General features: G+C 33.9%; 11 protein-coding genes. 10 read left to right on the top strand and 1 reads right to left on the bottom strand.

What is annotated here, in order from left to right; translation table 11 throughout:
• Window positions 1-31: 31 nt before the first annotated feature.
• Entirely contained in the window at window positions 32-1,036 is a 1,005-nt protein-coding gene (locus CLOLE_RS02745) for a LacI family DNA-binding transcriptional regulator (RefSeq protein ID WP_013655540.1), read from the bottom strand.
• Between the two features lie 178 nt (window positions 1,037-1,214).
• On the opposite strand from CLOLE_RS02745, the gene araA reads away from it, so the two are divergent.
• The 10 genes from araA (at window position 1,215) to CLOLE_RS02795 (ending at window position 15,184) form a co-directional block, all read left to right on the top strand.
• A complete protein-coding gene (araA, locus tag CLOLE_RS02750; RefSeq protein ID WP_013655541.1) occupies window positions 1,215-2,696 on the top strand; it encodes an L-arabinose isomerase in 1,482 nt (493 codons plus the stop codon).
• 46 nt (window positions 2,697-2,742) lie between these two features.
• Window positions 2,743-4,338, top strand: a complete 1,596-nt coding sequence (locus CLOLE_RS02755) for a xylulokinase (protein ID WP_013655542.1) — start codon at window positions 2,743-2,745, stop codon at window positions 4,336-4,338.
• A 12-nt stretch (window positions 4,339-4,350) separates the two neighbouring features.
• Window positions 4,351-5,043, top strand: a complete 693-nt coding sequence (locus CLOLE_RS02760) for an L-ribulose-5-phosphate 4-epimerase (RefSeq protein ID WP_013655543.1) — start codon at window positions 4,351-4,353, stop codon at window positions 5,041-5,043.
• A gap of 538 nt (window positions 5,044-5,581) precedes the next feature.
• Complete coding sequence (locus CLOLE_RS02765; protein WP_013655544.1) at window positions 5,582-7,207, top strand: response regulator; 1,626 nt, start codon at window positions 5,582-5,584, stop codon at window positions 7,205-7,207.
• A 23-nt stretch (window positions 7,208-7,230) separates the two neighbouring features.
• The gene (locus CLOLE_RS02770) at window positions 7,231-8,703 is read left to right on the top strand and encodes a sensor histidine kinase (RefSeq protein WP_013655545.1); all 1,473 of its coding nucleotides are present in this window, start codon (window positions 7,231-7,233) and stop codon (window positions 8,701-8,703) included.
• A 184-nt stretch (window positions 8,704-8,887) separates the two neighbouring features.
• Complete coding sequence (locus CLOLE_RS02775) at window positions 8,888-9,913, top strand: ABC transporter substrate-binding protein (RefSeq protein WP_013655546.1); 1,026 nt, start codon at window positions 8,888-8,890, stop codon at window positions 9,911-9,913.
• Between the two features lie 118 nt (window positions 9,914-10,031).
• Window positions 10,032-11,567 (top strand): sugar ABC transporter ATP-binding protein, encoded by a 1,536-nt coding sequence (locus CLOLE_RS02780; RefSeq protein WP_013655547.1) that lies wholly within the window; start codon window positions 10,032-10,034, stop codon window positions 11,565-11,567.
• Complete coding sequence (locus CLOLE_RS02785) at window positions 11,560-12,615, top strand: ABC transporter permease (RefSeq protein ID WP_013655548.1); 1,056 nt, start codon at window positions 11,560-11,562, stop codon at window positions 12,613-12,615. The genes CLOLE_RS02780 and CLOLE_RS02785 overlap by 8 nt, the downstream gene beginning before the upstream one ends.
• A complete protein-coding gene (locus CLOLE_RS02790) occupies window positions 12,612-13,649 on the top strand; it encodes an ABC transporter permease subunit (RefSeq protein WP_013655549.1) in 1,038 nt (345 codons plus the stop codon). Before CLOLE_RS02785 ends, CLOLE_RS02790 begins: the two co-directional genes overlap by 4 nt.
• A gap of 443 nt (window positions 13,650-14,092) precedes the next feature.
• Window positions 14,093-15,184 (top strand): ABC transporter substrate-binding protein, encoded by a 1,092-nt coding sequence (locus tag CLOLE_RS02795; protein WP_013655550.1) that lies wholly within the window; start codon window positions 14,093-14,095, stop codon window positions 15,182-15,184.
• Window positions 15,185-15,211 lie beyond the last annotated feature (27 nt).

Genomic DNA, 15,211 nt, shown 5'->3' on the forward strand with positions numbered 1-15,211 from the left:
ATGTATAGACACAGATATATAAGATATATGTTTAGCAACTTTCACGAATAATAAGTTCATGAGGGACGATGACTTTAAAGTTTTCTTTAAAATTACCTTTGATTTGTTCAAGTAAAAACTTGACACCATATTGCCCCATATCTTCTGTATGAATCTTAACAGTAGACAGAGGAGGTGAAGTATATTGAGAAGTAGGAATATCATTACAACTAATGATAGCAATGTCGTCTGGAATAACAAGACCGAGTTCATTAAGCGCTCGCATAGCGCCAATGGCTAATGTGTCACTGGCGATAAAAACAGCAGAAGGAATATGATCTTTGTTCTCCTTGATTAAGCTGTGCATGAGTTCATAGCCATCTTTAAAGTCATAATTACCTACTTTTACATAATGCTCATTATAGAGATTTAACTTGGAGAGGTAACTTATGAATTCCTCCTCCCTGGGGTCTAGGGAAAGCTTGGAACTCCCTACTATATGCTCGCGTCCTCCAATATATGCAATGTGTTGATGACCTTTATTAATGAGATAATCTAATACATTGCGAGTAAGTAAAATAAAATCTACTTGTATGTTAATAAAATCAAAGTCAGATGTAGTTGTATGAATAAGCACGATATTTTCACATTGCTTTTTAAAGTACTCAATTTGTTCTTTGTCAAATTGACCAAGTAGAATAAGCCCATCCAATTTTTGATCACCTAAATCATAGGTCATCTCCTCATCGTGATAAAATTTTATGAGATTCACATTATTTAATTTACATTCCATTTCAATCCCCATGCGAATAGAAAGAAAGTAAGGATCATTGATTTCTTGAAGCTCATTATACCAATGAATAAGCCCTATAGTAGGCGTATCTGAACTTATTTTGGAATTACGGGGAGATTTTTGGTAAGATAAGTTTTCTGCTACTTCAAATATTCGTTTTCGTGTTTCTATAGAAACATTAATAGTTTCATCGTGATTTAGTACTCTAGATACTGTTGAGGGGGATACCTCAGCCAATTTTGCAATATCTCTTATAGTTGCCATTTGATTTCACCTTTAATTTTCTTATTAATATACCTTTTATTATAACAAAAAGTAAAGTGGTAAACAAATAAAAAATATTTAGTAAACACTATTGTAAGTTGAGTAAACAAAATATATAATACTAGTAAATAACTGAATATTATTGTTTATTATAAATTATAAAATAGGAGGTAGCAAAATGAAGCAATGTGTATTTTGGTTTGTAACAGGAAGTCAACACCTTTACGGTGAAGAAACACTCAAAGAAGTGGCTAAGCATTCAGAGGAAATGGTGAATTATTTCAATCAAAGAGAAGAAATTCCATTTGAAATAGTTTGGAAACCTGTAGTCAAGACACAAGGTGAGATTACAAACTTATTTAAAGATGCAAGCGGAGATGAAAATTGTGCAGGTGTGATTACTTGGATGCATACTTTTTCACCTTCTAAAATGTGGATTAATGGACTTAAGCAATTTAAAAAACCTATTTTGCACCTACATACACAGTTTAATGAAGAAATTCCATGGGATACTATGGACATGGATTTTATGAATACGAATCAATCAGCTCATGGAGATAGAGAGCATGGCTTTATCTTTACACGCATGGGAATAGCTAGAAAAGTGATTGCTGGCCATTATAAAAATGAAACGGTTATCAAACGTATGGCAAGATGGCTAAAAGTAGCAAGAGCAGCTTATTTAGGAGATGAAATCAAGGTAATGCGACTTGGTGATAATATGAGAGATGTAGCTGTAACAGAAGGTGATAAGGTAGAAGCAGAAATTAAGTTTGATTGGTCAGTGGACTATTATGCTGTAGGTGACCTTGTGGAACGTATGGCTCAGGTGACGGATGCAGCAATTGATGAAGTAATGGCTAGTTATAAAGAAAGATATGAATTTGCAGATGATGTGCTAGCAGATGAAGCTAAGTATGGGGCAGTAAGGTATCAGGCTAAAATTGAAGTTGCTTTAAGAGCCATGTTAGAAGAAGGGGGATATAATGCAGTAGTAGATACTTTCCAAGACCTTCATGGTTTAAAACAGCTTCCAGGCCTTGCGATTCAAAATCTAATGGCAGATGGATATGGTTTTGGTCCAGAGGGGGACTGGAAAGTAGCAGCAATGACAAAGGTAATGAATATCATGGCGGATAATAAAGGAACTTCTCTTATGGAAGATTATACATATAATCTTGTACCAGGCCAAGAAGGAATTTTAGGCGCACATATGCTAGAAGTATCTCCTGCTATAGCAGCATCTAAACCTCGAATAGAAGTACATCCATTAGGTATAGGAGGAAAAGAAGCACCTGCTAGACTTGTATTTGATAGTAAACCTGGCAAAGCAATATGTGTTTCTCTTATAGATATGGGTGGTAGAATGCGTCTTATTATTGCTGATGTAGATGCCATTGAATTACCTCATCAATTACCTCAATTACCAGTAGCAAGAGCCTATTGGATTCCACAACCTTCTATGACAGAAGGTACAGAAGCTTGGATTTATGCAGGTGGTGCACATCATACTATATTTTCTTATGAGTTAACGGCAGAAGATCTAATTGATTGGGCAGAAATGATGGATATTGAGTATGTACATATCAATAAAGATATTCATATGACTCAGTTTAAAAAGGAACTTCAATTAAGTGAAATACTTTGGAAATTAAAATAGAAGAGTATAGAAGTTTAAATAAATGAAAGTAGTAAGGAGGAGGGGCATGATACAAGCAAGGGAAGCTATTGTACAAGGGAAAACAAGCTTAGGTATTGAACTAGGTTCAACCCGTATTAAAGCCATTTTAATAAGTGAAGAACATAAGCCTATTGCTTCAGGATGTTATGAGTGGGAAAACAAATTAGAAAACAATATATGGACCTATAGCTTAGAAGAGATTTGGAAAGGTGTGCAGGGAAGTTACAGTGCACTTTTAGCAGATATCAAAGAAAAGCATAAGGTGAGTATTGAAACCATAGGGAGCATTGGCATAAGCGGAATGATGCACGGATATATGGTGTTTGATAATCAAGGTGAATTGCTAGTTCCTTTTAGAACATGGAGAAATACCATTACACAAAGAGCATCAAAAGAGCTTTCAGAGTTGTTTAACTTTCATATTCCTCAAAGATGGAGTATTGCTCATCTTTATGAAGCATTACTAAATGATGAAGAACATGTGAAAGATATTACATATATGACTACCTTAGCAGGCTACATTCATTGGAAGTTAACGGGGAAGAATGTACTTGGAATAGGTGAAGCATCAGGAGTTTTCCCTATTGATTCAACTACTAAAGACTATGACTTACATATGATTCAGCAGTTTAATGAAAAAGTGATTTCTAAAAATCTAAAATGGAAAATAGAAGATATTCTACCTAAGGTACTAGTAGCAGGTGAAGAAGCTGGGGTATTAACTGAAGAAGGAGCCAAACTTCTAGATGTAACAGGAGATTTAAAAGCAGGTAGCTTACTATGTCCACCAGAAGGTGATGCAGGAACAGGTATGGTAGCAACTAATAGTATTGGAATAAGAACAGGCAATGTATCTGCAGGGACTTCTGTTTTTGCTATGTTAGTTTTGGAAAAACAGCTCTCTAAAGCTTATGAAGAAATTGACCTAGTCACTACACCTACAGGGCATCCTGTAGCCATGGTACATTGCAACAATTGCACCACAGATTTAAATGCATGGGTTGATTTATTTAAGGAGTTAACTGACAATTTAGGGATTAATGTAGACAAAAATAAGCTGTTTACTGTTCTATATAATAAAGCACTAGAAGGCGATGCAGATTGTGGAGGATTATTAGCATATAATTATTTTTCAGGTGAGCATATTACACAGTTAGCAGAGGGAAGACCTATTTTTGTAAGGACACCTAATAGTAGGTTTGATCTAGCTAATTTTATGAGGGTACACTTGTTTACCGCATTAGGAGCACTTAAAGTAGGGCTAGATATTTTGATGAAGCAAGAAAATGTACAGGTGGATGAGATTTTAGGTCATGGTGGCCTATTTAAAACCAAAGGAGTAGGTCAGCGAATACTTGCAGCTGCTATTAATGTACCTATTTCTGTTATGGAAATAGCAAGTGAAGGCGGAGCTTGGGGGATTGCTATCCTAGCAGCTTATATGAAAAATAGAAGCCAGGATGAAACCTTGGAGAGTTATTTAAAAGATAAAATTTTCTGCAAGGAGCAAAGTACAAGAATAGAGCCCAATCCTACAGATGTAGCCGGATTTGAAGTATTTATTAAACGTTATTTAGAAGGTCTGGCCATTGAAAAAGCAGCAATAGAAGCACTGAAATAAGGAGGAAATGATGTGTTAGAAGCATTAAAAACACAGGTCTTTGAAGCTAATATGGAACTAGTAAAGAAAAATCTCGTTGTTTATACTTGGGGAAATGCGAGTGGCATTGATAGAGAAGCTGGTCTTATTGTCATTAAGCCAAGTGGTGTAGAGTATGAAAGGATGACAGCATCAGATATGGTAGTTGTTGACCTTCAAGGAAATGTAGTAGAAGGAAAATATAAACCTTCTTCTGATACGCCTACTCATGTATATCTTTATAATGCTTTTAAAGATATAGGTGGCATTGTACATACCCATTCTCAGATGGCAACAAGCTTTGCACAAGCAGGCCGAGAAGTGCATGCTTTAGGGACAACACATGCTGATTATTTTTATGGCACTATACCTTGTACACGTGCACTGAGAGAAGAAGAAATTCAGGGAGCCTATGAAAAAGAAACAGGTAAAGTAATTGCAGAAACCTTCAAAGATATTCCACCTATGTGCATACCAGCAGTACTTGTAAAAGAACATGGCCCTTTTACTTGGGGCAAGGATGCAGCAGATGCTGTCTACCATGCAGTTGTTCTTGAAGAGGTATGTAAGATGGCCTTTAATACTAGCCTTTTGATGCAAACAAGTACAGGAACTATGCAAAAGACACTTTTAGATAAACATTATTTAAGAAAACATGGTGAGCATGCATATTATGGGCAAGGCTAATAAAAAGCTGTAAGACTAGGAGGCTAGTTTTACAGCTTTTATTAGGTTAGAAACTACGATTAGGCCTATTAAGATACATGATGTAAGTGTTAATACATAATAGTCTTTTGCTAGAAGAACAATAGATAAGTTGAGTAAAGGTGGAGTAAATATAAAACATAAGTAATATAAAATGCAAGAGTATAAAGAATAGATAAAACAAGTAGTTACATATGTAGTGGAGTAAACTAAATATAGATATGGTATAATAAAAATATAGAATATTATAAATAAATTACATAATAGTATTTATTTAATCTGAAAATTAAGCATTTTTATATGTTTTGACAAGGAGATAACGAATAAAAAAGACAATATGCATAGATTTAGAATGAAAACATAGACAATGTATTCAACTAGATAACCAGTTAGGAGTATGAGCTATATTGCTATGAAGATAATGGGTATATCAGAAGTAGATTAATGTATGAGTTAGCAAGAAAAATACTTTATCTACAAGGTAATCGTAAAAGTCTATAAGGTAACAATAGGAGGGCTTATGATTAAGGTATTTTTAGTAGAGGATGAATTTGCAGTAAGAGAACGAATGAAAAAGAATATCGATTGGGAAGATCATGGATTTCTTTTAGTAGGAGAAGCCGGAGATGGAGAAATGGCTTATCCAATGATTCAAGAGACACAACCAGATATTATTATTACAGATATTAAAATGCCTTTTATGGATGGATTAGAATTAAGTAAGCTTATTATAGAAACGATGCCTCAAGTTAAGATTATTATACTTAGTGGTTATGATGAATTTGAATATGCTAAAGAAGCTATTAGTATAGGCGTTATCGACTATTTACTTAAGCCGATATCAGGGAAAAAGCTCCTAGAATCATTAAAGCATGTAGCAACTATTATTGATAAGCAAAGAGAACAACAAAAGTTTTATGATAAATATAAGTTAGATACTTATGAAAATGAGAAACAACAAAAAAAGTTATTTTTGAATGATTTAATAAACTTAAAGCTTCCAGTATCTGAATTGATTAAAAAGGGAAAAGAGTTTTCAATAGAGCTTAATGCACCTCAGTATAATATATTGTTAATAAAAACTTTTATTAAAGATAAGGCATTAAATAATTACTGGGAAAGTAATTTAGATATAAGTAGAACATTAGAAAATAAATTACAGGGATTACAGGAATACATATTATTTGATAGAGAGGAAGAGGGTTGGGTTATTCTTATAAAAGGAGGAAGTAGTGGTCTAAAGCTTTTAGAAAAAAAGTGTATTACTATCCTAGAAGGAATTCTAAGTAAAGAAAAAAGCTTATCTTATTGTATCGGCATTGGAGAAGAAGTTAATAGGTTAAGTGAACTTACTAGAAGTTTTGAAACAGCTAGTAAAGCAGTAGCTTGTAGCTATATTATGCCGAATAAAAAAGTGATCTATTATGGAGATTTAGATCTGTATGGTGCCATGAGAGAGGATGAGACCATTAGCATAAAAAATATAGATATAACTAAATTTGATAAGAAGCCTATAGAAAGTTTCTTAAGAAATGGATTAAGAAGTGAGGTTTCTTATTTTAGTGAGAATTACCTTAAAGATATGGGGCTGGGAACCGACTCCTTTATGTTTAGGCAGTATATCATGATGAGTATTTATTTTAGTGTTATTACCTTTATTAAGCAGCTTGGTTATAGTGAAGAATATATAGTGGAAGTATGTGGTGATTTTAAAGAAATAACAATGGCCATTCAAACGAAAGAAGGCACTAGGAAGACTTTAGAAAATATTTTAAATCAGTCCCTACAATTTAGAGATAGAGTATCTACGAAAAAGTATAATTTGCTTTTAGATGAAGCTAAAGAATATATTCGTGAAAACTATAATAGAGAGACTATTTCACTTAATTCAGTTGCAGAATATGTGAATGTGAGTCCAAGTCATTTTAGTACAATCTTTAGCCAAGAAACAGGACAAACTTTTATTTCCTACTTAACTGAAATCAGAATGGAGAAGGCAAAGGAGTTATTGAGGTGCTCTAATATGAGAACACTGGAAATAGGCTATGCCATAGGATATAAGGATCCTCATTATTTTAGCTATTTGTTTAAAAAAACGCAACAATGTACACCTAAAGAGTATCGCAAAGCAAATAAGAAGAGTTAAAGGTACAATAAGGGGGTCTATAAATGAAATGGAAGTTTACAAGTATATCTTTACGAACTAAGTTAAAGTTATTTATGTTTTTTATGTTGGTACCAATGATATGTATGGTGATTTTTCTTATTGTTAAACTAAGTACCTATACGGACAAATATACCCCTATTGTAAATGATGTAATGATTGCTAGTGAATTTGATATGAGATTTAAGGAACAAATTGATTATACGATGTATCGTATTGCTATTGGGTCTGATAAATACGAAGACTCCAATATTCAGGAAATTTTAAAAGAAATGGATGAATACTTAGAGCAACTGAAAAATGGTACTGCTTTAGCAAGTAATAAAAAACAGGTGCGAATGGCACAGCGTAATCTAAGCATCCTTAAAAAAAGTATTGGTAAACTAATTGATAATTGTAAAGAAACTGGACACTACGATGAAAATATGTCTATTTTGGATAACGATATTTATGTTATAACAAAGCTAATTACAGAAGAAATTAGGGAATACATGTATTATGAAGCGTTAGAACTTGAGAAAGTAAGACAAGCTGTTGAGGCAGATATTAAAATGACACTTAAAGTAATCTTCTTCATTTTAGCAGTAGTCCTAGGGATCACGTGGCTATTAGTTTTTATCATTTCTGATAGTATTTCAAAGCCTATTATGCATTTATGTGAAATTACAAAGCAAGTAGGAAAAGGAAACTTTACTATGCAGAAAATTAGAGGAGGAGGAGATGAAATTGCTATCTTAGAAAGTAGTTTTAATAAGATGCTTATTAAAATTAATAAGTTAGTAGATAATATTAAAATGAAGCAAAACACTTTGAGGATAGCAGAACTTAAATTACTACAAGCTCAAATTAATCCACATTTTCTCTATAATACATTAGATACAATTACTTGGATGGCAGAAGATGGTCAAAGTGAAGAAGTAGTAGAGCTAGTTTCAGCATTATCTCAGTTTTTCAGAGTGAGCTTAAGCAAAGGGAAAGATTATATTACCTTAAAAGAAGAAGAAAGTCATATTAAAAGTTATCTACAAATCCAACAATTTCGATATGCGGATATTTTAGAATATGAAATTAATATTCCACAGGAACTAAGTGAATTTCCAGTGTTAAAGCTTACTTTACAACCACTTGTAGAAAATGCGATTTATCATGGGATTAAGCAAAAAAGAGAAAAAGGAAAGATTATTGTAGAAGGACAATATAACAATCAATCCATCTTGTTAAAAGTGAAAGATAACGGCATTGGAATGACAGAAGAAACATTGGATCAAATTAAAAGAAGTATCAATAAAGAAGGCCCCGTAGCAGTAGATGCAGGCTTTGGATTAGTTAACGTTAATGAAAGAATACGCCTCAACTATGGAAAAGAATACGGCATTAGAATTGAAAGTGAGTACAATGTAGGGACAACAGTTACAGTACATCTTCCTATGAATCTTTTAGAAAAGCACTTAAGAGAAGATGAACTAAATGTTATCTAAAATAATATAATTTTTATCATAAAAAAACAAACTTTTTTACACCATACCTAGAATGATGAAATAATCCCATAAATAATTCAAAGTTATTAAAAATATAGTCTGTATTCATATAAGTAATCGTTTTTTATAATAACAGTATAAACAATAGTTACTCAGTTATAAAAAATCACTAAGGGGGTAAAAAATGAAAAAGATATTTACCATTTTATTGGGGGCAGTAATGTTCAGCACAATGTTGATGGGCTGTAGTACGGGAACAAGTGCACCTAAAGAATCAGCAGGAGCATCACAAACTAAAGAAGAGACAAGTCAATCTGGAGATTTAATCACCATTGGTTTTTCACAAGTAGGAGCAGAGTCAGACTGGCGTGTAGCCAATACTAACTCTATGAAAGAGACATTATCAGAAGCGAATGGCTTTAAACTTATTTTTGCAGATGCACAGCAAAAACAAGAAAATCAAATTAAAGCAGTACGTGACTTTATTTCTCAAGAAGTAGATGTTATTGTTATTGCGCCTGTTACAGAAACAGGTTGGGAGACGGTATTAGGAGAAGCAAAGGATGCAGGGATCCCCGTTATTATTGTAGACCGTATGATAGATGTAACAGATGATTCACTGTTTACTTGTTGGGTAGGATCTGACTTCTATAAAGAAGGTGTAGATGCTGTTAAATGGCTTACTGAGTATATGAACGGACTTGGAAGAGGTAGTGAAGATCTTAATGTAGCTGTACTTCAAGGAACTATCGGTTCTTCAGCTGAAATTGGTCGTACAAAAGGTGTAAGAGATGAGTTAGGTAAATATAGCAACTACAAAATTGTCCTTGAACAAACAGGTGAGTTTACACAAGCTAAAGGTCAAGAAGTTATGGAATCCTTCCTTAAATCAGGAGAAGATATCGACATCCTCATTGCACAAAATGATAACATGGCTTTTGGTGCTATCGATGCGCTTAAAGCAGTAGGTAAAGATCCAGGTGAAGATGTCATTATTGTATCTTTTGATGCAGTTAAAGCTGCTTTTGAATCTATGATTGCTGGTGATATGAACGTATCAGTAGAATGTAATCCACTTCATGGTCCACGTGTTGCAGAATTAGCAAAAGCAATTATGGAAGGTAAAGATGTAGAGAAAATCCAATATGTAGAAGAAGGCGTATATCCTGCGGAAACAGCAGCAGAAACTATGCCAAAACGCCAATATTAAGAATATGTAGTTTTAATATCAGAGATTTGAAATAGAGTCAGAACATATAAGGTGTGAACCACGGAACCATCCAGCAGGTTTTGAAGTTCACACCTTCTCTAATAGAGGGGTGAAAATGATGAATATAAAAGAAAATAAAGAAGTACTTACCATGAAAAATATAAACAAAAATTTTCCCGGTGTAAAAGCACTTGAGAATGTGGATTTTACACTTAGAGAGGGTGAGATACATGCTCTAATGGGTGAAAATGGTGCAGGAAAATCTACTTTAATTAAAGTATTAACAGGTGTTGAAGAGTTTGAGACTGGTGAAATACATATGGCAGATAAGCAAGGTGCTATTATTAACAAGTCACCTCAAGAAGCACAAGGTAATGGTATTAGTACAGTTTATCAAGAGGTTAATCTTTGTCCCAATCTTACTGTAGCAGAAAATATATTTATAGGTAGGGCGCCAAGAAAACATGGACATATAAATTGGAAAACTATGAATAATAGGGCAAAAGAAATGTTAAAGGCCCTTAATATTGAAATCGATGTCACAAAAGCACTAGAAAATTATTCTGTAGCTATCCAACAGATGGTAGCTATTGCAAGAGCTGTAGATATTTCAGCAAAAGTACTTATTTTAGATGAACCAACAGCAAGTTTAGATGAACAAGAAGTAAAAAAACTTTTTAAAGTAATGAATCAGCTCAAGGAAAGAGGAATTGGTATTATCTTTGTAACCCATTTCCTAGAGCAAGTTTATGAGGTGTGTGACCGCATTACTGTTCTTAGAAATGGCACCTTAGTGGGTGAGTATAAAGTAGAAGAACTCCCACGTGTTCAACTAGTAGCTAAAATGATGGGCAAAGACTTTGACGATTTAGCAACTATTAAAAAGCCTAGTGAAGAAAATGTACAGAAGATGCATCAAGAAATCCTTATAGAAGCTAAAACATTAGGGTGTCATGGTAAAATTAAACCTTTTGATCTAAAGATTTGTAAAGGCGAAGTCATAGGTTTATCTGGTTTATTGGGATCAGGACGTTCAGAACTTGCCCGTACCCTCTATGCAGCAGAAAAGCCAGATGAAGGGACATTAAAAGTAAAAGAGAAAGACATTCATATGACAGCCCCTATTCACGCTATGAAAAAAGGAATGGCTTTTTGTCCTGAAAATAGAAAAGATGAAGGTATTATTGCAGATTTATCAGTAAGAGAAAATATTATTATTGCCCTTCAAGCTAAAAAAGGTTTACTTAAGCTTATTAGCCGAAAAGAGCAAGAACAGTTTGCAGATGAATATATTAAAATGCTCCAAATCAAAACAGCTAGTCAAGATACACCCATTAAACAGCTTAGTGGAGGCAATCAGCAAAAAGTGATTGTAGCAAGATGGCTATTAACGCATCCGGAGTTTTTGATTTTAGATGAACCTACTAGAGGAATTGATGTAGGAACGAAGACAGAGATTCAGAAACTAGTAGTGAAGTTAGCAGAAGAAGGGATGTCGGTCATGTTTATTTCATCTGAAGTTGAAGAGATGCTTAGAACATGTACGAGAATGGCAATCTTAAGAGATGGTAGCAAAGTGGGGGAATTAGAAGAACATGAGCTTTCACAAGAAAACATAATGAAAGCTATTGCTGGAGGTGATCAACATGAGTAAGGTACAAGTGTTTTTAAAGAAATTAATGAGTCATAGATTATTTTGGCCACTCGTATGCTTAGCAGTGGTACTCCTTTTTAATCTTATTAAGACGCCTACATTTTTTAAGATAACGATTAATAATGGTGTATTTTATGGTTATCTCATTGATGTACTTAATAGATCGAGTGAACTTATTATTTTAGCAGTTGGAATGACCTTAGTAGTTGCTTCCTCAGGTGGAACAGATATCTCTGTAGGTGCAGTAAGTGCCTTAGCTGGTGCAGTATGTGTATTCTCATTAGGAACAGGAGAAGCTTATAATATGCCTTATGCCATGGGATTATGCTTAGGGGTATTAGCAGGTGTAGCTTGTGGTGCGTGGAATGGTTTTTTAGTTGCTAAAATGAAAATTCAACCTATGGTTGCGACCCTTATTTTATTTACAGCAGGTAGAGGAATTGCACAGCTTATTACAGGAGGAAATATCTTATATGTTAAAGTACCATCTTTTAAACGTTTAGGCGCTTTTTTACCTCATGTGCCTTTACCTACACCTATCTTTATAGCGATAGCCGTTGTTTTAATTACCATATTTATTTTAAAAAAGACAGCCTTGGGCTTATACATTCAAACAGTAGGCATTAATGCAAAAGCAGGTAAGTTAGTGGGGTTAAACTCAACACTTATTCAGTTTGTTACTTATGCATTTTGTGGTCTTTGTGCAGGAATAGCAGGACTTATTATTACTTCTCGTATCTATTCAATAGATGCTAATAATGCGGGTTTAAATATTGAATTAGATGCGATTTTAGCAGTTGCTCTAGGAGGAAATAGCTTAAGTGGAGGTAAATTCTCCATTGCAGGAAGTATTATTGGGGCGATTACCATACAGGCACTTACTACTTCTCTTTATGCAATGAAAGTAACAGCAGATCAATTACCAGTTTATAAAGCAGTAGTGGTTATTATTATTGTAGCCTTACAGTCACCAGAACTTAAGAAAATGTTTAAAGCCTTAAAGCTTAAGCTAAACAAAACATCAGAAGGAGAGAAGGTGGCAGCATGATTAATAAATTAAAAAGCAAATTAGACGGTAATAACTTTTTATTAGTAATCACCATTTTACTCTTTATGGTGCTTTATTTAGCAGGAATAATCGTTTTTGGTGAGAAGAATTTTGGAAAACCCCAAGTATTCTTTAACCTATTTGTTAATAATGCAGGCCTTCTTATTGCGGCAGCAGGAATGACCATGGTCCTTATTACAGGTGGTATTGATATTTCCATAGGTTCTGTAATTGGAATGACATGTATGCTGCTTGCATGGATGATGGAAAGGCGAGGGATTAGTGCAGGTGTTAGTATTGTAATCGTTTTAATGGTAGGATGTGTGTTTGGATTAGTACAAGGCTTTTTTGTAGCCTACTTAAAGATTCAACCCTTTATTGTGACACTAGCAGGAATGTTCTTCGCTAGAGGTATGACGGCTATTATTAGTTCAGATATGATTAGTATTACTAATACTGACTTTTTAGCCATAGCTAATGCAAAGTTATACTTACCTATTTTAGGAACTGTCAATAAAAAAGGGGTTACAGTGTATCCCTATATTTATCCAAGTGTGATTATTGCTCTTGTTGTTTTGATTATTATATTCCTTGTAATGAAATACACAGCTTTTGGACGTTCTATTTATGCAGTAGGGGGGAATGAACAGTCAGCCCTTCTTATGGGACTTAATGTAAAACGCACCAAGTTAAAGGTATATGTTTTAAATGGTTTTTTAGCTGCTTTAGCAGGCTTTGCATTTTGCTTAAACTCTTGTGGGGGATTTGTTGAACAGGCAAGAGGCTTTGAAATGGATGCGATCGCATCAGCAGTCATTGGAGGCACATTATTAACAGGAGGCGTAGGAAATGTAGTGGGTAGTTTGTTCGGTGTACTTATTAAAGGAACCATTGAGTCCCTCATTACCTTCCAAGGGACCTTATCTTCTTGGTGGACCAAAATAGCTATTGCTGCCCTGCTATGTTTCTTTATTATCTTACAAAGTTTATTTGCATCTTTTAAAAATAAGAAAATAAAAAGCAAGTCATTGTAGGAGCCCACTCATCCCATTGAATTTGTAGTCTCTTTAAAATGAAGTGATATTATACAAACCACTACCAACTGCTTTGATAATACTTCTTTCAATATATTCTATTCTTTGGATATCAATACCATTGGTATGGCTACCTATTGATAAAGTGATAAATTCATCACTATGAGAAATGTTAAAGTGAATATTGGGGTGATTTTCTAAATAAGAAACACAACCTATGTTGAGATTGGCGAAATCTATTCAATTTTTGTTGGCGCAATTTTGTTATGAATGAGTAAAGACACCTGAAAAGGTGTCTTTTTTATATATTATAATTTATGAGGTTAATGAGTTCAGTTTTAAGGATATTTAAAAGGTTTTTTAGGATTGAGATAAAATAGTAAAAAAATTAAAATGAAATTAATCAATAACAGTAGTAAATAAAATTTTAAGGGGGAAGAAATATGAAGAAATTTGCAGTATTAGCTACAAGTATTATGATGGCTGTTTCGATGATAGGCTGCGGTGGAAGTACTAGCACATCAACTGCCACTAGTGAACCTGAAAAGAAAGCAACAACAGAAGCGACATCAGAAGCGGCACAACAGGAAACAACAGATCCAGAAACTAAAGACTTAGTTATTTACTGTCCACATCCACTTGAATTTATTGAACCATTAGTAAGCGAATTTGAAACACAAACAGGTGTTTCTGTGGAGGTAGTAGCTGCTGGTACAGGAGAACTTCTTAAGAGAGTTGAATCTGAGCAAGGCAATCCTTTAGGAGATATCTTCTGGGGGGGCTCACTTTCTACAATGAAACCTCAACAAGACTTATTTGAAAACTATCAATCTATAAATGAAGAATATGTTTATGACAATATGAAAAATGTTGAAGGACCATTAACTCGTTTTACTAATATTCCTAGTGTTATTATGGTAAACACAGATCTTATAGGTGACATTAAAATTGAAGGTTACGAAGATTTATTAAATCCTGAGTTAAAAGGAAAGATTGCACATTGTGATCCATCTAAATCATCATCATCTTATGAACATCTTATCAATATGCTTTATGCAATGGGAAATGGTGATCCTGAACAGGGATGGGGCTATGTAGAAAAGCTATGTGAAAACTTAGATGGTAAACTATTAAGCGGATCTTCTGCAGTGTATAAAGGTGTAGCTGATGGGGAATATACAGTAGGTCTTACTTTTGAAGAAGGTGGCGCAAAATATGTAGCTGATGGTGCACCTGTTAAACTTGTTTATATGAAAGAGGGTGTTATTTCTAAACCAGATGGTGTATACATTATCAAAGATGCTAAAAATATGGCAAATGCTAAGAAATTCATTGACTTTGTAACAGGTAAAGATGCACAAACTATTATTATTGAGAAACTTAATCGTCGTTCTGTAAGAACAGATGTACCAGCACCAAATGGACTGGAAAAAATAGAAAATATCAATTTAATATATGATGATGAAGAACTTGTAGTAGAGAAAAAGCAAGAGTGGTTAGACAAATTTAAAGATATCTTTACAAGTGCTCAATAGATTTATAAATATATGACTAAAATAAAG

Origin of the sequence: Cellulosilyticum lentocellum DSM 5427 (assembly GCF_000178835.2) — a bacterium.
Lineage (GTDB): Bacteria > Bacillota > Clostridia > Lachnospirales > Cellulosilyticaceae > Cellulosilyticum > Cellulosilyticum lentocellum.